22 protein-coding genes and 1 pseudogene are annotated in these 22,448 nt (G+C 72.5%); 11 read left to right on the forward strand and 12 right to left on the reverse strand.

Translation table 11 applies throughout. The annotated features are described in order from the left end of the window. The first annotated feature begins 18 nt into the window (after positions 1-18). Genes ABZ833_RS19390 through ABZ833_RS19405 form a run of 4 tightly spaced genes read left to right on the forward strand, consistent with a single transcriptional unit; the run spans position 19 to position 6,482 of the window. Positions 19-390, forward strand: a complete 372-nt coding sequence (locus ABZ833_RS19390) for a DUF3311 domain-containing protein (protein ID WP_361048160.1) — start codon at positions 19-21, stop codon at positions 388-390. After that, positions 387-1,931, forward strand: a complete 1,545-nt coding sequence (locus ABZ833_RS19395) for a sodium:solute symporter family protein (RefSeq protein ID WP_361048163.1) — start codon at positions 387-389, stop codon at positions 1,929-1,931. Before ABZ833_RS19390 ends, ABZ833_RS19395 begins: the two co-directional genes overlap by 4 nt. Further along, on the forward strand, positions 1,928-3,550 hold the full coding sequence (locus ABZ833_RS19400) for an amidohydrolase (RefSeq protein WP_361048166.1): 1,623 nt from the start codon (positions 1,928-1,930) through the stop codon (positions 3,548-3,550). Before ABZ833_RS19395 ends, ABZ833_RS19400 begins: the two co-directional genes overlap by 4 nt. 7 nt (positions 3,551-3,557) lie before the next feature. Beyond that, a complete protein-coding gene (locus ABZ833_RS19405) occupies positions 3,558-6,482 on the forward strand; it encodes a penicillin acylase family protein (protein ID WP_361048169.1) in 2,925 nt (974 codons plus the stop codon). Here ABZ833_RS19405 and ABZ833_RS19410 read toward each other — a convergent pair. The 5 genes from ABZ833_RS19410 to ABZ833_RS19430 form a co-directional block, all read right to left on the reverse strand. Beyond that, the gene (locus ABZ833_RS19410; RefSeq protein ID WP_361048172.1) at positions 6,455-7,531 is read right to left on the reverse strand and encodes a DUF917 domain-containing protein; all 1,077 of its coding nucleotides are present in this window, start codon (positions 7,529-7,531) and stop codon (positions 6,455-6,457) included. The genes ABZ833_RS19405 and ABZ833_RS19410 overlap by 28 nt on opposite strands. Next, the gene (locus tag ABZ833_RS19415; RefSeq protein ID WP_361048175.1) at positions 7,524-9,386 is read right to left on the reverse strand and encodes a hydantoinase/oxoprolinase family protein; all 1,863 of its coding nucleotides are present in this window, start codon (positions 9,384-9,386) and stop codon (positions 7,524-7,526) included. The genes ABZ833_RS19410 and ABZ833_RS19415 overlap by 8 nt, the downstream gene beginning before the upstream one ends. A gap of 57 nt (positions 9,387-9,443) precedes the next feature. Further along, entirely contained in the window at positions 9,444-10,832 is a 1,389-nt protein-coding gene (locus ABZ833_RS19420) for an NAD(P)/FAD-dependent oxidoreductase (RefSeq protein WP_361048178.1), read from the reverse strand. 134 nt (positions 10,833-10,966) lie between these two features. Continuing rightward, positions 10,967-11,779, reverse strand: coding sequence for an MBL fold metallo-hydrolase (locus tag ABZ833_RS19425; protein ID WP_361048181.1), 813 nt, complete (start codon positions 11,777-11,779; stop codon positions 10,967-10,969). Continuing rightward, positions 11,776-12,372, reverse strand: coding sequence for a TetR/AcrR family transcriptional regulator (locus ABZ833_RS19430; protein ID WP_361048184.1), 597 nt, complete (start codon positions 12,370-12,372; stop codon positions 11,776-11,778). Before ABZ833_RS19430 ends, ABZ833_RS19425 begins: the two co-directional genes overlap by 4 nt. Positions 12,373-12,461: 89 nt before the next feature. Between ABZ833_RS19430 and ABZ833_RS19435 the strand changes: the two are divergent. After that, positions 12,462-12,563 (forward strand): annotated as a pseudogene (locus tag ABZ833_RS19435) (IS5/IS1182 family transposase); the annotation flags it as partial. Between the two features lie 56 nt (positions 12,564-12,619). Here ABZ833_RS19435 and ABZ833_RS19440 read toward each other — a convergent pair. Together ABZ833_RS19440 and ABZ833_RS19445 are read right to left on the reverse strand one after the other, a co-directional pair. Then, the gene (locus ABZ833_RS19440; RefSeq protein ID WP_361048773.1) at positions 12,620-12,895 is read right to left on the reverse strand and encodes a hypothetical protein; all 276 of its coding nucleotides are present in this window, start codon (positions 12,893-12,895) and stop codon (positions 12,620-12,622) included. A gap of 297 nt (positions 12,896-13,192) precedes the next feature. Further along, a complete protein-coding gene (locus ABZ833_RS19445; protein WP_361048187.1) occupies positions 13,193-13,579 on the reverse strand; it encodes a VOC family protein in 387 nt (128 codons plus the stop codon). A gap of 93 nt (positions 13,580-13,672) precedes the next feature. Here ABZ833_RS19445 and ABZ833_RS19450 point away from each other — a divergent pair, with 93 nt between their 5' ends. Continuing rightward, complete coding sequence (locus ABZ833_RS19450) at positions 13,673-14,224, forward strand: GNAT family N-acetyltransferase (RefSeq protein WP_361048190.1); 552 nt, start codon at positions 13,673-13,675, stop codon at positions 14,222-14,224. Positions 14,225-14,250: 26 nt separating this feature from the next. Here ABZ833_RS19450 and ABZ833_RS19455 read toward each other — a convergent pair whose 3' ends face one another. The 3 genes from ABZ833_RS19455 to ABZ833_RS19465 form a co-directional block, all read right to left on the reverse strand. Then, positions 14,251-14,934, reverse strand: coding sequence for a glycerophosphodiester phosphodiesterase family protein (locus ABZ833_RS19455; protein WP_361048193.1), 684 nt, complete (start codon positions 14,932-14,934; stop codon positions 14,251-14,253). Positions 14,935-15,008: 74 nt separating this feature from the next. Further along, the gene (locus tag ABZ833_RS19460) at positions 15,009-15,143 is read right to left on the reverse strand and encodes a hypothetical protein (protein WP_283779131.1); all 135 of its coding nucleotides are present in this window, start codon (positions 15,141-15,143) and stop codon (positions 15,009-15,011) included. Between the two features lie 77 nt (positions 15,144-15,220). Beyond that, positions 15,221-15,847, reverse strand: coding sequence for a PadR family transcriptional regulator (locus ABZ833_RS19465; protein WP_361048196.1), 627 nt, complete (start codon positions 15,845-15,847; stop codon positions 15,221-15,223). A gap of 79 nt (positions 15,848-15,926) precedes the next feature. Between ABZ833_RS19465 and ABZ833_RS19470 the strand changes: the two genes are divergently transcribed. Both ABZ833_RS19470 and ABZ833_RS19475 read left to right on the forward strand, forming a co-directional pair. Next, the gene (locus ABZ833_RS19470; RefSeq protein ID WP_361048199.1) at positions 15,927-17,450 is read left to right on the forward strand and encodes a phosphatase PAP2 family protein; all 1,524 of its coding nucleotides are present in this window, start codon (positions 15,927-15,929) and stop codon (positions 17,448-17,450) included. A gap of 82 nt (positions 17,451-17,532) precedes the next feature. Then, entirely contained in the window at positions 17,533-18,195 is a 663-nt protein-coding gene (locus ABZ833_RS19475; RefSeq protein ID WP_361048201.1) for a M23 family metallopeptidase, read from the forward strand. 11 nt (positions 18,196-18,206) lie between these two features. On the opposite strand, the gene ABZ833_RS19480 is transcribed toward ABZ833_RS19475, so the two are convergent. Then, entirely contained in the window at positions 18,207-18,941 is a 735-nt protein-coding gene (locus ABZ833_RS19480) for an SDR family oxidoreductase (RefSeq protein WP_361048204.1), read from the reverse strand. A 209-nt stretch (positions 18,942-19,150) separates the two neighbouring features. Between ABZ833_RS19480 and ABZ833_RS19485 the strand changes: the two genes are divergently transcribed. Then, positions 19,151-19,726 carry a TetR family transcriptional regulator gene (locus ABZ833_RS19485; protein WP_361048206.1) on the forward strand — a complete coding sequence of 192 codons (576 nt, stop codon included), beginning with the start codon at positions 19,151-19,153 and terminating at the stop codon, positions 19,724-19,726. A gap of 56 nt (positions 19,727-19,782) precedes the next feature. Beyond that, positions 19,783-20,157 carry a DoxX family protein gene (locus ABZ833_RS19490; protein WP_361048209.1) on the forward strand — a complete coding sequence of 125 codons (375 nt, stop codon included), beginning with the start codon at positions 19,783-19,785 and terminating at the stop codon, positions 20,155-20,157. Here ABZ833_RS19490 and ABZ833_RS19495 read toward each other — a convergent pair. Then, positions 20,154-21,377 (reverse strand): metallophosphoesterase, encoded by a 1,224-nt coding sequence (locus ABZ833_RS19495; RefSeq protein ID WP_361048211.1) that lies wholly within the window; start codon positions 21,375-21,377, stop codon positions 20,154-20,156. The two genes, ABZ833_RS19490 and ABZ833_RS19495, sit on opposite strands and share 4 nt — an antisense overlap. Positions 21,378-21,513: 136 nt before the next feature. Between ABZ833_RS19495 and ABZ833_RS19500 the strand changes: the two genes are divergently transcribed. Then, the gene (locus ABZ833_RS19500) at positions 21,514-22,428 is read left to right on the forward strand and encodes a LysR family transcriptional regulator (RefSeq protein ID WP_361048213.1); all 915 of its coding nucleotides are present in this window, start codon (positions 21,514-21,516) and stop codon (positions 22,426-22,428) included. The last annotated feature ends 20 nt before the right edge of the window (positions 22,429-22,448 follow it).

Consider the following 22,448-nt stretch of genomic DNA (forward strand, 5'->3'; position numbering starts at 1 on the left):
CCCACAAGGAGTCCCCCCATGCCCCCGACAGCTGATGACGGCGCGAAAGACAGCGCCGGAGACGGCACGAGCGACCACGCGGCCTCGCCCCTCGACGGCCTCCCCACCGTCCGCGGCGTCGCCCGCCCCTCCCTCTGGCTGCTCCTCGTCCCCGTCCTGCTCTACGGCGCCGCCCCGCTCGTGGCCAACCGCATCGAGCCGCGCATCCTCGGCGTCCCCTTCCTCCTGGCCTGGGTCATCGCCGCCACGGTGATCAGCCCTCTGGTCATCTGGCTCGCCGCCCGGCTCGACCCGGCGTACCGCACGAACGCCGTCGAGCCCATCCCGGCCGACGACCTCGCCGACGACCTCGCGGGCACCGGCCCCGACACCGAAGGAGGCCGCCGATGAACGGCTCCGCAGCAGTGGCGACCACCATCTTCGGGATCGCCATGGTCGCCACCATCGGGATCGGCGTATGGAGCGCCCGCGGCCGGTCCAAGGGCCTCGCCGAGTGGTCCGTCTCCAGCCGCGGGCTCGGCGTCCTGTTCATCTGGCTGCTCATGGCCGGCGAGACGTACACGAGCTTCTCGTTCCTCGGCACCGCGGGCTGGTCGTACTCCTTCGGCGCGCCGATCCTCTACCTCGTCGCCTATCTGACCGTCGGTTTCGCCGTCGCGTACGTCGTCGGCCCCGCCCTGTGGACGTACGCGTCCCGGCACGGCCTCATCTCGATCGCGGACATCGCCGAATTCCGGTTCCGCTCACGCCCGGTGGGGATCCTCGTCGCCGTCGTCGCGACCGTCTTCATCGTCCCCTACATCCAGGTGCAGATTCAGGGCATGGGCGTCGTCGTGAACGCGATGACGTACGGCAGCGTCGACCTCAAGGTCGCCGCCGTCATCTCCTTCGTCGTGGCCGAGGTGTTCATCCTCGTGTCCGGTCTGCGCGGCTCCGCGTGGGTGAGCGCGCTCAAGGACATGCTGGTGATCACCGCCGTCGTGTTCCTCGCCGTGTACATCCCGATGCACTACCTCGGCGGGTTCAGCGACTTCATGCAGCGCATGGTGACCGAGAAGCCCGAGTGGCTGACCTTCCCCGGGCACGAGTCCGGCGGGCGCAACGCCATGTGGTTCCTGAGCACCGTGGTCCTGAACGCCGTGACGATCACCATCTTCCCGACCACCGTGGCCGGTTACCTCAGCGCGAAGAGCCCGAACGCGCTGCGCCGCAACGCGCTGCTCCTGCCCTGGTACCAGCTGCTCCTGTTCGTCCCGATGGTGGTCGGCGCCACGGCGCTGTTCGTGATGCCGACCCTGGGCAATCCCGACCTGGCCCTCTTCAGCCTCGTCACCGACTCCCTGCCCTCGCCCGTCGTCGCGCTCATCGGCGTCGCGGGCGCCCTCTCGGCGATCGTGCCGATGAGCGTCTTCATGCTCTCCATCGGCACGCTGTGGGGCCGCACGGTCCTCGGCGGCGGCAACGGCGCGGACCCGCGGGCGCGCCGCCGCGCGCCCGGGAAGTCCGGCGACGCGAACGACATGCGCACCAAGCGGCTCTCCCAACTGGTCTGTGTCATCGCGGGGTTGATCGCCCTCGCGGGCAGTCTCTTCTACCCGAACACCCTCGTGGAGCTCTCCGTCCTGTCGTACGAGGGTCTGGCGCAGCTCGTGCCGGTCGTGCTGCTCGCCCTGTTCTGGTGGCGTCTCACCGCCAGGGCCGCCGTCGCGGGGATGGTCACCGGGCTCGTGGTGATGACCGCGCTGTGGGCCACCGACAACGACCCGTACCACGGCGTGAACGGCGGCATCATCGCGCTCGCCGCCAACCTCGTCGTGCTGCTCGGGGTCGTCTGGCTGGCACCGGGGCCCGGACCGGCCGCGGCGGCGGCCGCCGACCCGGCCGTTCCGGGCGAGAGTTCGGCGCAGGCCTCGGTGAAGGAGTCCCGATGATCGACGAGACCGCACCCGTCCTCCACCGCGCCGCCCACATCGTCAGCCAGCGCGCCGACGGGCGCCCCGAGCCGGAGATGATCGCCGTCGCCGACGGCCGCGTCCGGGCGACCGGTTCGGTGGCCGTGCTGCGGGACCGGTTCCCCGGCGCGGAGGAGGTCGACTTCGGGGACGCCACCCTCGTACCCGGCCTGAACGACGCGCACATCCACCTCGTCATGACGGCCGAGGACCTGCTCCACCTCGACCTGTCGGCGGCGGCCGTGGACGGCGTCGACGGCCTGCTAGCCACCGTGGCCGCCGAGGCGGCGAGGACACCCGCGGGCGCCTGGGTGCGCGGCAGCCGCTACGACGACGTGAAGACCGGCCCCCTCACCCGCACCGAACTCGACCGCGTGGCCCCCGACCACCCCGCGCTCGTCGTGCACGTCGCCGGACACTGGGGCGTCGTCAACTCCGCGGCGCTGCGCGAGCTGCGGATCGACGAGGACACGCCCGACCCGGACGGCGGCGCGTACGGGCGGGGCGCGGACGGCCGTCTCGACGGGCGGCTGGTCGAGCGGGCCCTGATGAACGTCGTCTACCCCGCCACCGCACGCGGCGACACCGCGCTCGCGCCCAGCTCGGTCCAGGACAAACTGCGGGGCCTTGGCCGCGCGCAGGAGCTGTGGCACGCCGCCGGGCTCACCTCGGTGTGCGACGCGCTGATCGCTCCGGACGACATCGCGCTCCTGCAACGTGCCAGATCGGCGGGGGAGTTGACCCTGCGCGTCGGCATGCTGCTCTCCATCGATCACTACGCCAAGGCGCGGGCGCTCGGCGTCGGCAGCGGCTTCGGCGACGATCTGCTGCGGCTCGTCGGGGTGAAGGCCTTCCTGGACGGTGCCGTCGGCGGCCGCACCTGCCTGCTCAGCGAGCCCTTCGCCGATCACGGCGGGCACGGCCTGCAGACCACCTCCACCGAGGAACTGTTCACCCACGTGCGCGCCGTCCACCGCGACGGCAACCGCATCGGCGTGCACGCCAACGGCGACGCCGCCATCCGTCTCGTGCTCGACGCCTTCGAGGAAGCCGCACGCGAACTGCCGCGGCCGGGCCTGCGCCACCGCATCGAGCACTGCAGCCTCGTGGACGAGGAGATCCTCGGCCGGATGAGGCAACTGGGCGCGATAGCGGTGCCGTTCGCCGGATACCCCGGCTACCACGGAGGTGCCCTGAACACCTGGTACGGCGCGGACCGCACCGAGCGCATGTTCGCGCACCGCTCGTTCCTGGACGCGGGGGTGGCCGTCGCCGGATCCTCCGACTACCCCTGCGGTCCCTACCAGCCGCTGCTCGGCCTCCAGTCGATGGTCACCCGCGAAGGCATGGACGACGGCGTGCCCGTGGGCCCCGGCCAGCGGGTCTCCGCCGCGGAAGCGCTGCGGATCTTCACGCTCGGATCGGCCGAGGCGGAGGGCACCGAACAGTACAAGGGACGCCTCACCGCAGGGCAGTTGGCGGACTTCGTCGTACTGCACGAGAATCCGCTCATGATCGATCCGCACGGCATCGCGGGGATCGCGGTACGGGCCACCTATGTGGGTGGCGAGCGGGTGCACGCGATGAAGGGGGAGTGAGGCGCGCATGACCGACAGGGACGTCTACGAGGTGCCGGGCCTCCGGGAGCCCGTGGAGATCCGGATCGACCAGTGGGGCGTCCCGCACCTGTACGCCGCATCGCAGGACGACCTCTTCCTGGCCCAGGGCTTCAACGCCGCCCGCGACCGGCTCTTCCAGCTCGACCTGTGGCGGCGCCGCGGACTCGGTCTGCTCGCCGAGGTGCTGGGGGAGAAGTACGCCGAACACGACCGTGCGGCACGGCTGTTCCTCTACCGCGGGGACATGGCCGAGGAGTGGCGTGCGTACGGGGACGACACGGAGCGGGTGACGACGGCGTTCGTCGACGGCATCAACGCGTTCGTGGCGCTGTGCCGCGCCGACGCGATACAACTCCCGCCCGAATTTGCCCTGTTGAAGTACGAACCGGCCTACTGGCAGCCCTCCGACGTGGCCCGCATCCGCAGCCACGGCCTGCAGTACAACCTCCGCGACGAGGTCGCCCGCGCCTTCACCCTGCGTGACCACGGCCCCGACGCGGAGGAGCTGCGCCGCCGCCGCGAGCCCGCCCCGCACCGGCTGCGCGTCCCCGAGGGCCTCGACCTGTCCGTCATCCCGGCCGACGTCCTGCGCGTGTACGAGATGGCCACCACGCCCCCGTGGGCGGCGGGCGCGGCGCCCCGCCAGGGCCTCGACGGCTCCAACAACTGGGTCATCGCCCCGTCCCGCACGGCCACCGGCCGCCCGCTCCTGGCGAACGACCCGCACCGCGGGATCGCCCTGCCCGCCCTTCGCTACCTCGCACACCTCTCGGCACCCGGCATCGACGCCGTCGGAGCGGGCGAACCGGCCCTGCCCGGCATCTCCATCGGCCACAACGGCCACGTCGCCTTCGGCCTGACGATCTTCCCGATCGACCAGGAGGACCTGTACGTCTACCGCACGAACCCGGCGAACCCGCACGAGTACTGGTACCAGGACCACTGGGAGCCGATGACGCGTGTCACGGAGCCGATCCCGGTACGTGGCGGCGAACCCGTCGAGGCAGAGCTGTGGTTCACCCGCCACGGCCCGGTCATCCGCGAACTCCCCGGCCGGAACGCCGCGTTCGCGGTCCGCGCGGCCTGGCTCGGCCCCGGTATGGCCCCCTACCTCGGCAGCATGGACTACATGCGGGCGGCGAGCCCCGACGCGTTCGTGGCGGCGATGCGCCGCTGGGGAGCCCCCGGCGAGAACCAGGTCTACGCGTCACCCGACGGCACGATCGGCTGGCGCCCCGCAGGCCGCGTCCCCGTCCGCCCCGGCTGGGACGGCACACTCCCCGTGCCGGGCGACGGCCGCTACGAATGGGACGGCTTCCTGGACGTGGAGGAACTCCCCTCGGTCCGCGACCCGGCCCAGGGCTGGTTCGCCACGGCCAACGAGCTGAACCTGCCGCCGACGTACCCGAACGCGGAGAAGACGGTGACGTACGACTGGTACGCACCGACCCGCCACGACCGCATCACGGAGGAACTGAGCGCGCACGAGGCCTGGACGGTCGAGGAGTGCGTACAACTGCAGACCGACTACGTGAGCCTGCCGGGGCGACGGATACAGCGTCTGCTCGCCGGGTTGGGGGAGGCGGGCGCGGAGGGCGACTCGATGGCCGGTGCTCGTGCGCCCGGCGATCCGTCGGCCGATGCCTCTGCGCCGGGCCGAGTCCCGTCCGGTGATGGAGTGACGGCGGGGAGCATGACCGGCGACGTCGCGCCCGCGCCCGCGCGGAGGGGCGGTCATGCAGGCGACGGCACGGCGGTGGCGGGTGCTGCCGAGAGGGGCACCGCCACGGCGGCGGGCGCGGCCGTGCGCGGCCGTTCCGCCGCCCTTGGTGGCGGTCCGCGTGCGGCGGCGGGCGGGGCTGCCGCGGCGGGCGGGGCGACCGGTGGTGATGCCGGCACGGGCACTGCGGCGGTGGAGGGTGCTGGCGGCAGGGGTATCGGCACGGCGGCGGGCGCGGCCGTGCGCGGCCGTTCCGCCGCCCTTGGTGGCGGTCCGCGTGCGGCGGCGGGCGGGGCGACCGGTGGTGGTGCCGGCACGGGCACCGCGGCGGTGGAGGGTGCTGGCGGCAGGGGGATCGGTATGGCGGCGGATGTGACCGGCTCGGGGCACGTGACCGGCTCGGGGCACGCGACCTCCCTGGGGCGCGCGACCACCCCCGGCGTCCGCCTCGCCGCCGCCCTCGCCCTCCTCCGCGGCTGGGACGCCCGCCTCACCGCCGAATCCCCGGCCGCCGCCCTCTTCGAGGTCTGGTACCGGCGGCATCTGCGCCCCGCCCTCCTCACGCGGGCCCTCGACGCGGTCGTGGACGAGGGGCAGCGCGAGCGGGCCCTGGCGCGGATCCTGCCCGCCGAGGACGCGGCGGCGGACGCCCGCGTCGATCTGGAGCTCCTGGACGGCGACCCGGATCCCGAACTGCTGCTCGGCACGCTCGCCGCGGCCGTGGAGGAACTCACCGGGCTCCTGGGCGCCGATCCGGACGCCTGGTCCTGGGGCGCGCTCCACCACGCCCACCCGCACCACCCCATCGCCGCCCTGCTCGACGGGCCCGCCCCCCGGTGGGCCTCCGTGGGCCCCGTGCCGCGCGGCGGCAGCGGGGACACCGTGGGGGCCGCCGCCTACGGTGCCGGGTTCCGGCAGACCGCGGGGGCCACCTTCCGGATCGTCGTGGACGTCGGCTCCTGGGACGACTCCGTGGCGATGAACTCACCGGGGCAGTCCGGCGTTCCGGGCAGCCCGCACTACGACGACCTGTTCGCGAGCTGGGCCGCCGACGGGTCCTTCCCGCTGCTCTACTCGCGGGAGGCGGTGGAGAAGCACACACGGCGGACGATCACGCTGCGACCGTCCGCCGGGGACGCACAGGGAGCGGCTCAAGGGGCGGCTCAGGCGGCCGACCCGAAGGGCAGGTAGTCCACCTCGTACCCGAAGGAGCGGGGACCGGCGAGCGCGAGGCCGTCCGGAGTGGTCCAGCGCGGATCGCAGCGGGCGGCGACGACGCTCACGCGCCGGCCGTAGCGCAGGCCCTCTGTGGTCACCGGGTCACCGGTGTCGCTGTCCAGGACACAGATGAGGTCGGGCGTGGTCGCCACCGTCGCCCCGTCGAGCGTGGCGATCAAGTGCTCGTTCTGGAAGCCGAGTTCGAGCACCCGGTCCGCGTCGTCCCGCGTCCCTGCGACGCGGGCGTGACCCCGCGCGAAGCCGCCCTCCGTGCGACGGTCGACGTCGAGCACCTTGCCCGCCAGGAGGACCTTGCCGTCCAGCGTCGCCCGCGCCGCTTCCACCGGATCGCCGTGCGCGGCGCGCGCCTCGCGCACCACGGCGCCGAGCCGCGCGGCGAGCGTCAGCGTCGCCGGGACAAGGCCGTCGGCGAGCTGATCGCCGCGCAGCACCGTGTCCGCGCAGCTGATCTGGCAGCCGAGCTCCACGCACACCGCGCGCGCGATCCGCTCGGCGGCGTGGTTGTCGACGGCCTCGACGATGACCGTGTTGCCTTTGTCGTCGGCCAGCGCCATCGGCGAGTTGGTGATCCCGGCGAGGCCGGGCAGCACCATCTGCGCCTCGGGGAACGCCCGCCCCATCGCGTCCCCGTCCACGAGGGGAAGCCCCGCCCGCGCGGCACACGCGATCGGCAGCATCGAGTTGACCCCGCCGACCTCCAGCGCGGTGAGGTGCGTGGCCCGGCGCCCGAGGTGTCTCTCCAGGGCGCGCAGCGCGGCCAGTTCCTCGCTTCCGTTGGGTATGCGTTCCAGGAGGACGGTGGGTGCACCCATGCCGGAGATGGGGACGACGGTCGCGTCGGCGTCGACCTCGTCGATGTGCACGACCCGCACCGGACCGTGCGCGCGGATCGCCTCGCGGGCGAGCAGCTTTCCGATGTAGGGGTCACCACCGCCGCCCGTGCCGAGGATGCCCGCGCCCCGGGCGATGTCGTCGAGGTTGTCGAGGCTGACCTCACGCATCGCGGATCGCCCCGGCACCGGCCCCCGTGGCCGCGGGCAGACGCCCCAGGTCGAGATCGCCCACCGCCTTGACGCGGATGCGCGTCGCACCGCCGGGCACATAGGCGAGCGGCACCTCCTCGATGTCGACGACGCGTACGCTGCCGGGCCGTGCCCCGGCATCCAGCGCACGTCCGACGGCATCCTCGCGGGCCCCGGCGAGCACCGCGTCCCGGCGCCCTTCGGGGACGTGGAAGACCCGGTCGACCTCGCCGCCGACCTGCGCGATCGCCGCGCCCACCGCGTTGGCCACGTCGAAGTGCCAGGGCCTGCGCACATCGGCGAAGCCGGGCAGCCCGTCGGGGACGAGGATGGAACCGCCGCCGACGGCGACCACCGGAAGCACCGCGGCCGAGGTCCGCATCCGGTCGATGCCCTCGGCGAGCCGCTCGGCGATGCGCTCCAGGGCGCGCTCGGTGAACTCCCGGTCCAGATGGGCGACATGGGAGCTGTCCCCGATGTCGGCCCGGCCCGCGGCCACCGCGAGATCGGTCGCCGTGAGCCGCGTGCCGCCGAAGACGAGCGCCTCCTCCGTGAGCAGGTAGCCGACCGACCGGGGCCCGCTCTCGCCGTCGGGCGACACCCAGGACCCGCCGCCGATGCCGAGCGAAAGGACGTCGGGGACGCGGAAGTTGGTGCGGATCCCCGCGGCCTCGCTCTCGCCCGCCGCCTCGCGAGGAAAGCCGCCGGCGAGGATGCCGATGTCGGCCGTCGTGCCGCCCACGTCGACGACCGCGCAGTCTCTGAGCCCGGAGAGGAAGGCCGCGCCCCGCATCGAGTTGGTCGGCCCCGACGCGAACGTCGCCACCGGGCACGCGCGCGCGAAGTCGGCGTCCATCAGCGTTCCGTCGTTCTGCGACAGGAAGAACGGCGCCGTGATCGACATCTCGGCCAGCGCCTTCCCGAACGACTCGACGATGACGGTGGCCAGGTCACGCAGCGAGGCGTTGATGATCGTGGCGTTCTCCCGCGCGAGCAGCCCGACCCGGCCCAGATCGTGCGAGAGCGAGAAGTGCACGCCCTCGCCCAGCTCGTCCCGCAGGATCTCGGCGGCGCGCTGCTCGTCGGCCTTCGCGACCGGCGAGAACACCGACGACACGGCGACGGAGGTGAGCCCGCGCGCGGCGATGTCGGCGGCCGTCCGCTTGAGCTCGTCCGGGTCGAGCGGCGAGAGCGGCCGCCCGTCGAACTCCCGCCCGCCGTGGCAGAGGTAGCCGTGCCCGCCGACGGCGTCCCGCTGCCGCGCGGGCCAGTCCGCCATGGGGGGCAGGGCGGCGGTGGCGGGCAGGCCGAGGCGTACGGCCGCCACGGGAGTGAGCCGGGCGCCCTCGACGAGCGCGTTGACGAAGTGCGTCGTGCCGATCATCACCGCGGTGACGGATTCGACGGGCGGTGCGAGCGCCCGGATCGCGGCGGTGACACCGGAGGTGATGTCGGGGGTGGTCGGTGACTTGACGGCCGCGAGCACGCGGTCGTCGTGCCCCAGGAGGGCGGCGTCGGTGTTGGTCCCACCGACATCGATGCCGATACGCATGGTGGTGGAGTCCTTCGTGTGACGACGGGTGATGCGTAGTACGGACGTGACGCACGCCGTGATCAACCAGGCGGCGAGACGGCGCCTTGGAGGGGCGTCCATCAGCCACCTGACGGCGGCATCGACCTTCAGACGACGGCCGCCCCTTTCCGGAGCCCTGCGCGTGCGCCCTTCGCTCCGACGCAGCCGGAACCGGGGCACGTTGAGAGCGGCGACCACCCACCACTGGTAGTCGCCGCTCAGCCGCACGACCAGGGAGGCGGCGACCGCCCCGGCGTGCACGTGTTCCTCGGTGGTGCGGCCCCGGCCACTGCCCGGCGGCCTCTCCGGTTGCCGCCGCTACGGGAGCAGCGGCTTCTCCGGGGCCATCGAACGTCCCGCCACCTCCGCCGAAACTCGCGCGTGGATCTCCTCGGGCGAGAGATAGACGTCCGTCATCTCGAAGTCCTTGAGCGTGGCGGGCCGTTGGGTCTGGAACCCGGTGCGTACGTAGTCGTCGCCGGCGAGGGCGTTGAGCCCCCAGTTCGCGGCCGTGCGGAAACGCGCGGTGACGGTGCGCAGGGCACCCAAGTGGTAGCCGCGCGCCACGACTTGAGCTGGGAGCCCGGTCAACTGCACGCCCAGCGGCTTCGATACGGCCTGAATACCACCCAGGTCGACGACCAGACCCATGTCCTTGTGCCGGTAGGGGGTCAGCGGCGCGCCCCGCAGTGCCGCGGTGACGTTCTTCGCGGCGGCCCATCCCTGCCGCATCGCGTGCTGCGCGGTCGGCGGGCAGATCGCGTCGCCGCCCTTGACGAGGTCGGGGACGGCCGCCGCGTCGCCGAGCGCGAACACGCCGTCGAGGCCGGGCACCGTCAGCTCCGGGTCGACGACCAGGCGCCCCCGGTTGGTCTCGGCGCCCAGCGTGGCGATGAGCGGGCTCGGCGCCACGCCTGCGGTCCAGATCAGGGTGTGGCAGGGCAGCGTGCGCCCGTCGGTCAGGGTGACGGTGTCCTCCGTCGCCTTGTCGACCGTGACCCCGAGCGACACCTCGATCCCGCGCCGCTGCACGATGGCGAGGGCCTTCTCCCCGAGCCGGTCGCCCAGCTCGGGCATCAACTTCGGCGCCACGTCGACCAGATGCCACTTGATCTGCGAGGCGTCGAGCCCCGGGTACCGCTTGACGGCGGCGCTCGTCAGACGCTGCAGATAGGCCGCCGTCTCCGTACCCGCGTACCCGCCGCCGACGACCACGAACTGCAGCCGGGCCTCCCGCTCGGCGCGGTCCGAGCTCGCCGACGCCAGGTCGAGCTGCGAGATCACGTGGTCACGGATCCAGGCGGCCTCGGCCAGCGTCTTCACGCCCACGGCGTGCCGGTCGACACCGGGGATGTCGAACTGCCGGGTCACGCTGCCCGGGGTCAGGACGAGATAGTCGTAGCGCTCCACGACCTCCTCGCCATTGATCTTCCGTACGATCACGGCCTTCGCGTGCGGGTCGACCCCGATGGCCCCGCCCGGCACGATCGCCGTACGGCGCAGCATGCGGCGCAGCGGCACCGCGACCGACTGCGGGGTGAGGACGCCTGAGGCGACATGGGGGAGCAGCGGGAGATACAGCTGATGGTCCTGCGGGCTGATGAGCCGCAGTTCGGCGTCCTGCGCCTTGAGCGTCCGCTCCAGCTTGTGCGCGCACTCCATACCGGCGAAACCGCCGCCGATGATCAGAATCCGGGGACGTTGCATAAGAGATCGCTCCAGGGTTGGGCGAGGGGTCCGGTCAATCCTCCGACGAGGGGTGGCCCGGCGCACGTCGGATGCGCCGGGCGAGGAACCCGAGTACCCCCGAACCGCCGGACGACCACACCCGAACCGTCGGATCAGCCCCCTGCCCCCGCGAGCCGGAGATAGTCCCACGGATCGTGGGCGTTGAGCACGGTGAACTCGTCCGTCCGGGTTGCCGCCTCCCGCAGCCGCTCCTGATTGGCGACCCGCAGCTCGGCGTCCACCTGGGCGTCCAGCTGGATGATGTCCATCAGGGGGTGCGAGTGCGGGGCGTCCTGCGCGATCTCGCGGTGGTAGAAGTACGCGTCCCCGGCGTGCACGAGCCACCGCCCGCGATCCCGCACCGCCACGGCGGCATGCCCGGCGCTGTGCCCGCCGAGCGGCACGATGAGGAAATCCTCACTGAGCCCGGCCAGTTGGCGCACTCCGGAGAACCCGGCCCACTCCTCGCCCGCGTTCTCCTCGTACGTCTCCCAGCGCGGGCCGTGGGCCCAGTGCGCGGGCCGGTAGCGACGGCTGGGCGCCTCGGTGAGCGCCGCGTCGAGTTCGGCGGCCATGAGGTGCACCCGCGCCTCGGGGAAGTCGGGAAGACCGCCGCTGTGGTCGACGTCGAGATGCGTGAGGGCGATGTGCCGCACGTCGGACGCCGCATACCCGAGCCGCTCGACCTGGGAAAGCGCGGTCTCGGCGAAGTCCAGTTCAGGAGCGGCGAGTTCGGTCCACTCCGGATCGAGGGACTCGAGCGGCCTGCGCACATCGTCACGGCCGAGCCCGCTCTCGACGAGCACGAGCCCCTCCGTGTCGGTCTCCACCAACAGGCAGTGACATACGGCGTGCAGCGGAGGCGGCCCGTCATAGGTGGCCTCGATCTTCATCATGGACCCGCAGTTGAGATGGTGAACCCTCATGCGTCCCTCCCCTTCTCAAGGCTCTGCGCGACGACCGAGCCGACACGCCGGGCGACCGACGAGATGACCGCGGTGTCACGCCGCACCTGTGCGAGGAGGAGCGCCCCCTGCAACGAGGACATCACGAGCTCGGCGAGCTCGGCGGCCTCGTCATCGGCGGCCCCCCACCCCCGCAAGGCTTCGGCGAGCCCCGCAAGCCAGGAGTCATAGGCGGCGTGACAGGCATCGCTGATGGGCCCGTCGCCCCCGGACTGTTCGAGCGCGACGGTGGCGACGGGACACCCGTCCCGGAAGTCGGACGCCCGCAGCCCTCCGGCGAGCAACTCGCCGACCCCGACGACGGCATCGGCCGCCCCGCCCGCGGAGCCCACGACGGAGGCCATACGAGCCCCCATCTCACCCCCGGCAAGCGCCACGGCCTCGGCGGCCAACTGCTCCTTGCCCTGCGGAAAGTGAAAGTACAACGACCCCTTGGGGGCGCCACTCTCCGCAAGCACTTGATTGAGTCCCGTCGCGCCGTACCCCTGCCGCTGGAACAGATCGGCGGCTGTACGGAGGATGCGGGCGCGGGTGTCGCCGCGTGTCTTGGTCACACAGGAGACTCTAGACCGACCGGTCTAGAGAGAACAAGAGGTCAGAGTGCATGACCGAAAGCCGCGACCGCAACGGCCTTCCGCGTCTTCGCTCACGCCGCATCACGCCACGCATCGCCAGGCGCGGCATCGAGAACTCAGCAGGGCGGGGCCGACACCGCCGGGTCGTCGAGCGGTCCCTCGCCTGGCTCACCGGCTGCCGCGGACTGCACCGCCTTGAGGGCAACGATCCGGCCCCGCCCCCTGGTCAGGAGGGCTCGGTGAGAACCCACAACTCCCAGACTCCGGCGGCTCGGCACTCGTAGGCGCGTACGCCGTTCTCCAAGTACCACCGGCCGCGCTCATGGCAGCGGTTCTCCTCGGCCGGAGGAAAGTCCGCCACGTGGTGCCAGCCCGGCCCGGCTGCCGGCGTGGACTGTGCGGGCGTGGGTGCGGGCGCGGAGGCCGCGGCAGTTGCGCCGTGGCTCGCCACCAGCAGTGACACGGCCGCAGCCGCGAGGAGAACGCGTTTCATGGTTCGCATGGAACGCATCCTTCCGCAGCCGGCGGGCCCACATCGGTGGAGACCGCTCCGCCTTCCCCTGATTGGCCTAAAGGGTGATACGGGCAGCCCGACTGCGGGACATGACGCGGTTCTTGAGGGTGCGGCAGTCTGCGATCCCGGCCATCGCCACCATTGACTGCTGGCGGCGGCGTGTACCGCTGGGACTGACGTACCCACCAGCGTCGCCGGGCCCCTGCCGCCCCGCCGCGCGCCATCCGTGATGAGCGTCCCCAGCCCGGGGGCGGTGAGGGCTCTGCGCGAGCCGTGATTTCTGAGCTATGGGCGGTACCGCAACGGGTGGTCCTCCGGCACCTCGACGATGACGATCTTGACGCCGTCCGGATCCGCGATCCACATCTCGACCAGGCCCCAGGGTTCCTTCACCGGCTCCCGCACCACCTCCACCCCTCGCGCCACGAGGTCCGCGTGTGCCGCCCGTGCGTCCGCCACCTGCAGCCACAGCTGAAGGCCGGGGGCGGGCGGTGTCTGGGAGCGGCCGGAGACCTCCAGGAAGCCGCCGCCCAGGAAGTAGACCGTGCCGCGCTCGGGGCCCGTGCCGAACTCGCGGTAGACGGCCAGGCCCAGCGCCTCGCCGTAGAACGCACGTGAGCGCTCGGGGTCGGTGGGGCGGAGAAGGATCCTGCTGCTCAGTACATGCACCATGCAGCCGCACCTTAGTGGGGCGATACGCTCGGCGGTGCCTCGCCCACGCCGCGGCCGACAGCGGTGGGCCAGAGAGATCGGAGAATCCGTCCCATGGACACCGCACCGCGCCCCAGCACGAGCGACCTCACCTTCCGGGATGCCACCGACGCTGACGTCGACGTGCTCGTCTCACTCATCGAGTCGGCGTACCGCGGTGACTCCAGCCGGACGGGCTGGACCACGGAGGCGGACATCCTGGAGGGGCAGCGGACCGACCCGCAGGGTGTTGTCGACGTCATCAAGTCGCCCGCGAGCAAGCTGCTCGCCGTCGAGCGCGACGGCGAGGTCGTCGCCTGCTGCCAGCTCGAACACCGCGGCGAGCACGCCTACTTCGGCATGTTCGCGGTGAGCCCGGCGCTCCAGGGCGCGGGCCTCGGCAAGGTGATCATGGCGGAGGCCGAGCGCACCGTCCGCGAGGCGTGGGGCGCGCAGGAGATGCACATGACCGTGATCTCCGTACGCAATGACCTCATCGCCTGGTACGAGCGGCGCGGCTACCGCCGTACGGGAAAGATGACTCCCTTCCCGTACGGCGACGAGCGCTTCGGCATTCCGCAGCGGGACGACCTGCAGTTCGAGTTGCTGGTCAAGTCCCTGGGCTGAGGTCCCTGGTCCGAGCGCGGGGCCGCTCAGGCCGTGAAGCGGCCCGTCCGCTTGATCTCCGGGTAGTCCGTGGTCGCGCCGTCCAGCTGCAGCGCGCGCACGAGTCGCAGATCGTCCTGCGTGTTCACGACCCAGCCGATGATCCGCAGGTCGGCCTTCTTGGCACGTTCGACGATCTCCAGCGTCAGGCGCCTGATGTTCAGCACGAGAGTGGTGGCACCGACCGCCGTGGCGCGCTCCACGACGTCGGTGCCGTAGCGGCTCGCGACGAGTGCGGTGCGTACGCCGGGGACGAGGCGCGCGATCTCGGCGATCGCCTCGTCGTGGAAGGAGATCACCTCGACGCGGCCGACCAGATCGCGGCGGTGCATCACCTCGGCGAGGGCGCGGGCGGCGGCCACGTCCTTGATCTCGGCCTGCAGCGGCGCCTTCACGGCGTCGAGGACCTCTTCGAAGACGGGGATGCGCTCGCCGCGTCCCGCGTCGAGCTCCCGCAGCTCGGCCAGGGTTTTCTCGGCGATCGGTCCCTTGCCGTCGGTCGTACGGGCCACGTCGGCGTCGTGCATGACGACGAGGGCGCCGTCCTTGCTCAGATGCAGATCGAGCTCGATGAGATCGAGGCCCGCGGCTTGCGCGGCGATGAAGGACCGGAGGGTGTTCTCGGGTTCGACACCCATGACCCCGCGATGACCGATGGTGAGGAAGTTCAAGGTTCACTCGCTTCCGTCGACGGCGGCTCGGTGGCCACGCGGCGAGGACGGAGGTGCCACGCGGCGGTCGCAGCCTAACGGCCCGCCTCCGTGAAGGAACCGCCCGTACCGGGGTGCCCCGAAGAATCGGAGTCGTCCGCTCTGCTTCCCACGATCCCGAGGAGGAGCCCGGTGATGACGGCGGCGACAAGTACGGCACGGGTGGTCACAGGTGCACTGCTCCATACGGCGGGGTCGGCTGACCCCGCCCGTCCTACCGGCTGAGGGCCCGGCGCCGCGAGCCACATCACCCGTGGGTGGGCGAGTCCTCGGAGGGTTGACCGGGGGCTTCCGCGAGGTCGGCGCGAGCGAGATCGGCGAGCATCGCCTCCGCCAGTTCGATCTCGGCCTCCAACCGCCGCCCGCTCCACCGGAGCGCGATCTGCGGGTGCGTCCACGCCTCCTGCCCGTCCGCTCGGGCGAGCGCGTCGTGCACCTCCTTCAGCTCGCCCCGCGTGTGCGCGATGTGCTCGCTCACCAGGGCCCGCAGGTGATCGGGCGCCGCGAGGTGCCCGAGCCAGACCCGCAGCAGCAGCGGGTGCTTGAGGACGGGCGGCCCCGCCTCCTCGGCGCCCCCCGCCCATCCGACGAGCGCCGCGCGCCCCTCGGGGGTGATGGCGTACGACCGCTTCGCGCGGGGCTCCTCGGGGCCCGAGCGCCGTGACGTGGCGTACCCGAGCGCTTCGAGGCGGCGCAGTTCGGCGTAGATCTGGCTGATGGCGGGTGACCAGTAGAAGTGGCGCAGCGACGCGTCGGCCCACTTCTTCAGTTCGTACCCGGTCCGCTCCCCGGGGAAGGAGAGCAGGCCGAGCACGGCCCACGCGGTCGGGGGCAGCTCGGAGGGGCGCTGCGGGGTGGGGTGAGGGGCTGCCATATGACTGATTGAAGTGAACGTCACAGCGCCCGCGCAAGATGTGTGCAGTGCGAAGGGCGTGCGGGGGTATAGGGGGTTCATGAGTGATCTTCCGCGACCGCACATCCGCAGACTGTTCGGGGCCACCGACCGGTTGGCGTTCCACCGCGTGGCCGCCCGCTCCTGGCCGGCGGCGCAGCCCGTCCTGCCACGGCTGAGCCGGAGCGCCGACCACGGACTGCTGTGGTTCGGCATCGCCGCGGGGATGTGGGCGTTCGGCGGTGCGCGCGGCAGGCGTGCCGCGGTGCGCGGCGTCGCCTCCCTCGCCCTCGCGTCGGGCACGGTGAACACCCTGGGCAAGAGCGCGGTGCGCCGCTCGCGGCCCGTACTCGACGCGGTGCCGGTGATACGGCACCTCTCCAGCCAGCCGATCACCAGCTCCTTCCCCTCCGGGCACTCGGCATCGGCGGCGGCCTTCGCCACGGGCGTGGCACTGGAGTCACGGGGGCTCGGCGCGGCCGTGGCCCCGGTCGCCGCGTCGGTGGCCTTCTCCCGCGTCTACACCGGCGTGCACTACCCCAGTGACGTCCTGGTCGGCGCGGCCCTCGGCGTGGGCGCCGCCTACGCCGTGCGCGGCATGGTGCCCTCCAGGGCGCAGATGCCGCCGCCCGCGCGGCCCCGGACGGACGCGCCCGCGCTGCCGGACGGCGAGGGCCTCGTCGTGGTGGTCAACCCCTCCTCCGGCGCCCAGCCGCAACTCCTGGACCCCGTCCGGCAGTTGAAGACGGCCCTGCCCCGTGCGGAGGTCGTGCTGTACGAGGAGGACGCGGGGCCGCTGCCCAAGGTCCTGGAGGAAGCGGCCAGGGACGCGGCCCGGCGCGGCGGAGTCTTCGGCGTGTGCGGGGGAGACGGCACGGTGAACGCCGCCGTGACACCGGCCCTGCGCCACGACGTGCCCCTGATGGTGCTGCCCGGCGGAACGTTCAACCACTTCGCCGCGGACCTCGGCGTCGACACGGTCGCGGACGCCTGCGCCGCGCTCGCCGAGGGCAGCGCCGTACGGGCCGACGTCGGCCGGATCAAGTCCCTGGCCGGGACAGGACCTGACGGCCGGACGAACTCCGAGCCGGTGTACTTCCTGAACACGTTCAGCCTCGGCGCCTACCCGGAGCTCGTACGCATCAGGGAGGAATGGTCCCCGAAGGTCGGCGGTCCGCCCGCCGCGCTGCTCGGCGTCGCCCAGATCCTGCACACCGGACAGCCGCTGCGCGCGGTGGTGAACGGCAAGGCGCGCTCGATGTGGCTGCTCTTCGCGGGCAACGGCGCCTACCGCAGCGCAGGCATCGCCCCGGTGCGCAGGCACGACCTGGCCGACGGCGTGCTCGACGTACGCATCGCGCACGGCGGGCACTTCGCGCGCACCCGCCTGCTGGTCGCGGCGCTGGCAGGGCAGCTGGCCAAGACCCGCGTGTACGCGTCCGCCAAGGCCCAGCGCCTGGTCATCTCCGGCCTGCCCGACGACACACAAATGGCGTACGACGGCGAACTCGCCCCCGCGCCCGCCGCGCTGCTCCTCGACAAGCTCCCCGAAGCGCTCACCGTGTACCGGCCGAGCTCCGACTGACCGCGTCGCGCGCGCCGAAAGCGTTACGCCAAGCGGCGCATTCGGCGTGCGCGCCGGGCCCGTCGCGCGTGTGCTGGCGGGCATGGGCTACGACATAGACAGCCCGCGTGAAGCGGGCACCACACGACGTGACGTACTGAGCGTCGCCGCGGTCCTCCTGGCCGGCGGCGCCTTCACGGTGGCGGGACCCGCGCCGCACGCCGCCGCGGAATCCGAAGATGACGGCGGCGACGGCGGCTGCGGCGCCGGCTACGACGAGGAGTTCGAGGAAGCCCTCGCCGAGGCGGACGAGGCGATCCCCGAGGACCGCGCGCTCGCCCCCCAGGGGCCTCCCGGAAAATTCGCGCTGCCGCTCCGCAGACGCTTCCGCGTCACCGCCCGGTACGGAGTACGGGGCAACTGGCTCGCCGGGCACCACACCGGCATCGACCTCGCCGTCCCCTCGGGAACCCCGGTGCACGCCGTCGGCGCGGGCACCGTGGTCCTCGCGGCCTGGTCGGGGGCGTACGGCAAGGCGGTGACCGTGCGCCTGAAGGACGGTCACTACGCCGTGTACGCGCACCTCTCCCGCCTCTCGGTACGCCCAGGAGCCCGCATCGGCACCGGCGACCGGCTCGGCAGCAGCGGGGCCACAGGGCGGGCCACCGGACCCCACCTCCACCTGGAGATCCGGGCCCGGCGCGGCTACGGATCGGACGTCAATCCGGTCAGCTATCTCGCGAGGCGAGGTGCCCGGCTGCTCTGAGGCGTGAGGGCTCAGGCCTGCGCGGTGGGGCGGACGACGATGTCGCCCACGTCGACACCGTCCGGCTGCTCGACGGCGAAGGCGATGGCGCGGGCCACCGCGTCCGGCGAGAGGCCGACCGTGTCCATGCTGTCGCGGATCTGGGCCTTCACCTCGGGGTCCATGTGGTCCGCGAACTCCGTCCGTACGAAGCCGGGGGAGACGACGGTGACGCGCAGACTGTCACCGGCCTCCTGGCGCAGGCCCTCCGAGACGGTGCGGACGGCGTTCTTGGTGGCGGCGTACACCGACTGGAGCGGGACGATGCGCAGCCCGGCGGTGGAGACGGTGTTGACGAAGTGTCCGGAGCCCTGTTCGCGGAAGACGGGCAGGGCGGCGGCGATCCCGTAGAGGACGCCCTTGAGGTTCACGTCGATCATCTGCTCCCAGTCCTCGACGCGGAGGTCGTCGAGGGGTGAGATGGGCCCGACCCCGGCGTTGCTGACGAGGACGTCGAGCCGCCCGAACCGTTCGCGTGCCAGCTCGACGAGGCCGGTCAGATCCGCGCGCCGCGTCACGTCCGTGCGCGCCCAGGCGGCTTCGCCGCCGGTCTGTTCGATGCGGGCGGCGAGCGCCTGGAGACGTTCGGGGCGGCGCGCCCCGAGGGCGACCTTCGCGCCGCGCTCGGCGAGGAGCAGTGCGGTCGCCTCGCCGATGCCGCTGCTGGCGCCCGTGATCGCCACGACCTTGCCTGCGATTCCCGACATGATCGGCAGTCCTTTCCTGAGGGGTCCTCCCGCGGAAATGGGGAGGTGCGGGGCAGTTCTGTGCCCTGGGATGGTTAAAGTGGAGGCGCCGCCACTTCGCTCGGCCAGGCTAAGTGGAGGCGCCTCCACTTAGCAAGCGACGGCGTACGCAGGCGTGCGACGGTGCGCGGAGACTTGGGAAGCCGAAGGAAGGCAGGGGAGAACCGCCGATGGTCCGAGAGGCAGGCCGCCCGCTGAGGGCGGACGCGCAGCGCAACCGGGACAAGATCCTGGCCGCCGCGGTGCGGGTGTTCACCGAGGAGGGGCTCGACGCGCACTTCGAGCGCATCGCACGGGAGGCGGGCGTGGGCACCGGCACCCTGTACCGGAACTTCCCGACGCGGGAGGCGCTGATCGAGGCCGCCTACCGCAACGAAGTGGCCCGGCTGTGCGACGCGGTCCCCGACCTCCTGGCGACGATGCCGCCGCGGGACGCCCTGCACGCGTGGATGCGCCGCTTCCTCGACTACGTGACCGCCAAGCTCGGTATGGCCGAAGCGCTGCGGTCCGTCGTCGCCTCGGGGGTCAACCCCTATGGCGAGAGCCGCGAGATGATCCAGGCGGCCCTCACCTCGCTCATGGATGCGGGGGTCGCCGCCGGTGCCATCCGCTCCGACATCCGTCCGACCGACCTGTTCGCCGCACTGGCCGGCATCGGCCTCACCTCGGCCGAGCCCGAACAGCGGGAGCAGGCCGAGCGCCTCGTCGACCTCACGCTGGACGGACTGACGCCCAGGGACCGGTGACTCGGTACTTACTGTCGAGTAAGGTCGGCCTTCCCGTCCCCGCTCGAGGAGGCAGCATGCCGCCGGCGCCCCGTTCCCCCTTGCTCCTTGCCGGTCTGCTCGCCGGGGCCGGGGTCGCCCATCTCGCCGTCCCGAAGCCGTTCGACGCCACCATTCCGCGCGTCCTGCCCGGATCGCCGCGCAGCTGGACGTACGCGAGCGGCGCGGTCGAGCTGGCGCTCGCGGCCGGAGTGGCGCTGCCCCGCACCCGGCGCACGGCGGCGCTCGCCACGGCGGCCTTCTTCGTGGGCGTGTTCCCCGCCAACGTACAAATGGCGGTGGACTGGCGGCGCCGCCCCGCCCCGCTCAGGGCCGCGGCGATCGGCCGCCTCCCGCTCCAGGTCCCGCTCGTGCTGTGGGCCAGGAACGTGGCGGGGAACGCCCGTTCCTAGCCCACGCTGCTCCGGCCCGCGACCGCGGTGGAGGTCGTCGTGGTGTGCGCGAGGTGCGCGGTCTGTGCCGGGACGTCGACCGTGTAGGTGTCCACGGTCATGGCCCGCTCGGAGACCTTGAGCACCATGAAGCCCACGTCGGAGAAGTTCTGCCAGGCGGCGGGGTGGTCGAAGTGGGCCTTTCCGTCACCGGACTTGGCGGCGGCCCCGCAGACGATCTGGCGGGTGCCCGCCGTACGGGTCGTGGGCTCCAGGACCTGGAGGGTGTGGTCGTGCCCGGACAGGATCAGGTCGGCCCTGCCGCACACCACCTCTTCGTACAGCTCCTTGAGGTGGATCCCGCTCGTGTAGTGGCCGATGACGAATCCGTCGTACGAACCGGCGCTGCCGTGCTTCCCGTTGTTCAGGTAGGGGTGGTGGCCGAGGACCACCTTCCAGCGGGCCCGGGACGCGGACAGCGCGGCGTCGAGCCACTGGCGCTGGGCGCGCATGTAGGGGCCGTCCCACCGGTAGTGGGGCGAGATCTGGGCGACGGTCGATGCGACGGGGTTGGTGTCGAGGGCGAAGAACTCCACCACCGGGTCGTCACCGGCACCCTGGCCCTCGGAGGACGGCAGCGTGACGTTGTAGTAGCGGCTCGGCATGTACCAGCGCGGTGAGGAGGCCGCGTAGGAGACCTCGCGGTCCCCGCGCGAGGGATCGCCGCCGCTGCCCGGGATCAGGCCCGAGCAGTCGTGGTTGCCGAGGACCATCAGCCAGGGGACGTCGATGCCGGTGTTGGGGGTCTCGAACTTGGTCCGGAACTCGGAGTCGTGGTCGGACTCGGGCCCGTTCTCGTAGATGTTGTCGCCCAGGCCGACGGCCAGCGATATCCCCTCGTCACGGCAGACCCGCCGGGCGGCCTCCGTCACGGCAAGCTGCTCCTCGCCGCCCGTGCCCGCGTCGCCGGTCACCAGGACGGCGAACTCCCCCTTCTGGTTCGGCCCGTCGGGGAACGGGAACTTCGCCACGCCCTGCGCCGCCGTGGCCTGCCGCCCGCCGAACGGCAGGACCGCGAGCGCGGCTCCGGCGGCCGCACCGCCCAGCAGCGTGCGCCGGTGCAGCGTGAGGGCCTGCGGCCCCCACCGGTCGGCGAGGTCCCGGGCGAGCGGCGCGTCGGCCCGCAGCCACTGCTTCTCGGTCAAGTCCGCGCGGGGCGGTATCAGTTCGTCATCGCACATCAGAGCGTTCTCCCACATCGGCGCGGACAGGGGAAGACGATCAGGCGAATTGCCGGTGGCGACCTGGCCATCAGGGTGGTGCGGGCCGCGCGCCCCTGCCCGGCGGGCCCCCGACCGGCGCCGTAGGGTCACCGGCGTGGAGCTCAGACACCTGTCCGGATTTGTCGCCGTCGCCGAGGAACTGCACTTCGGCCGCGCCGCCGACCGCCTGCACATCGCCCAGTCGCCCCTGAGCCAGCAGATCAAGCTCCTGGAGCGCGACCTCGGGGTCAAGCTGTTCGACCGCACCACCCGCACCGTCCGCCTCACCCCCGCAGGCCAGGCGCTCCTGGAGCCCGCCCGGCGGCTGCTCGCCGACGCCTCGGCGGTGCGGCGCACGGTGCGGGCCGCGCATCTGGGCGAGGTCGGCCGCGTCAGCGTCGGCTTCGCAGGGGCCAGCAGCTACTCGGCCCTGCCGCTGCTCACCCGCGCCGTCAACTCCCAGCTCCCGGGCATCGAGCTGGTCCTCGAGGGCCAGACGTACACGGGCGAGGCGCTGCGCCGGGTCGCCGACGGGACGCTCGACATCGGGTTCGTGGCGCTTCCCGTGCGGCGCGGCATCACGGCCCGCGTGGTGCGCATGGAGCGGCTCGTGCTCGCCCTGCCCGACAGTCATCCGCTGGCCGCGCGGCCCGAGGTCCCGGTGAGCGAACTGGCCGGCGAGCCGCTCGTGACGTTCCCGCTGTCCCGCGAGTCCGCGGTGCGCGAGGCCATGGTGCAGGCCTGCCACGAGGCCGGGTTCGCGCCCCGGATCGTGCAGGAGGCGCCGGACTCGTACAACATGCTGGCCCTGGTGGGGGCGGGCGTGGGCCTCGCGGTGGTGGTGGAGTCGGCCCGCAACATCCACCTGGAGCACGTCGTGTTCCGGCCGCTCGCCGGGGACGACGTGCCGGTCCTTCCGATCGCGCTCGGCTGGCGCACCGGCAACCGGTCGGCGGCGCTGCACGCGGTGCTCCGGGTGGCCGACGAGGTCCTGCCCGTACCCGCCGACGCCCCTGATTCTGCTGGATGACGTCTCAGTGCGGGCCGTTA

The sequence above is a fragment of the Streptomyces sp. NPDC047525 genome (assembly GCF_040643025.1).
In the GTDB taxonomy this organism is placed as follows: Bacteria; Actinomycetota; Actinomycetes; order Streptomycetales; family Streptomycetaceae; genus Streptomyces; species Streptomyces durmitorensis.

Coding starts and splice junctions, on each gene's coding strand:
- ABZ833_RS19390 (WP_361048160.1), top strand. CDS start 19: ATGCCCCCGACAGCTGATGACGGCGCGAAAGACAGCGCCGGAGACGGC.
- ABZ833_RS19395 (WP_361048163.1), top strand. CDS start 387: ATGAACGGCTCCGCAGCAGTGGCGACCACCATCTTCGGGATCGCCATG.
- ABZ833_RS19400 (WP_361048166.1), top strand. CDS start 1,928: ATGATCGACGAGACCGCACCCGTCCTCCACCGCGCCGCCCACATCGTC.
- ABZ833_RS19405 (WP_361048169.1), top strand. CDS start 3,558: ATGACCGACAGGGACGTCTACGAGGTGCCGGGCCTCCGGGAGCCCGTG.
- ABZ833_RS19410 (WP_361048172.1), bottom strand. CDS start 7,531: ATGCGTGAGGTCAGCCTCGACAACCTCGACGACATCGCCCGGGGCGCG.
- ABZ833_RS19420 (WP_361048178.1), bottom strand. CDS start 10,832: ATGCAACGTCCCCGGATTCTGATCATCGGCGGCGGTTTCGCCGGTATG.
- ABZ833_RS19425 (WP_361048181.1), bottom strand. CDS start 11,779: ATGAGGGTTCACCATCTCAACTGCGGGTCCATGATGAAGATCGAGGCC.
- ABZ833_RS19440 (WP_361048773.1), bottom strand. CDS start 12,895: ATGCGAACCATGAAACGCGTTCTCCTCGCGGCTGCGGCCGTGTCACTG.
- ABZ833_RS19445 (WP_361048187.1), bottom strand. CDS start 13,579: ATGGTGCATGTACTGAGCAGCAGGATCCTTCTCCGCCCCACCGACCCC.
- ABZ833_RS19450 (WP_361048190.1), top strand. CDS start 13,673: ATGGACACCGCACCGCGCCCCAGCACGAGCGACCTCACCTTCCGGGAT.
- ABZ833_RS19465 (WP_361048196.1), bottom strand. CDS start 15,847: ATGGCAGCCCCTCACCCCACCCCGCAGCGCCCCTCCGAGCTGCCCCCG.
- ABZ833_RS19470 (WP_361048199.1), top strand. CDS start 15,927: ATGAGTGATCTTCCGCGACCGCACATCCGCAGACTGTTCGGGGCCACC.
- ABZ833_RS19475 (WP_361048201.1), top strand. CDS start 17,533: ATGGGCTACGACATAGACAGCCCGCGTGAAGCGGGCACCACACGACGT.
- ABZ833_RS19480 (WP_361048204.1), bottom strand. CDS start 18,941: ATGTCGGGAATCGCAGGCAAGGTCGTGGCGATCACGGGCGCCAGCAGC.
- ABZ833_RS19485 (WP_361048206.1), top strand. CDS start 19,151: ATGGTCCGAGAGGCAGGCCGCCCGCTGAGGGCGGACGCGCAGCGCAAC.
- ABZ833_RS19490 (WP_361048209.1), top strand. CDS start 19,783: ATGCCGCCGGCGCCCCGTTCCCCCTTGCTCCTTGCCGGTCTGCTCGCC.
- ABZ833_RS19495 (WP_361048211.1), bottom strand. CDS start 21,377: ATGTGCGATGACGAACTGATACCGCCCCGCGCGGACTTGACCGAGAAG.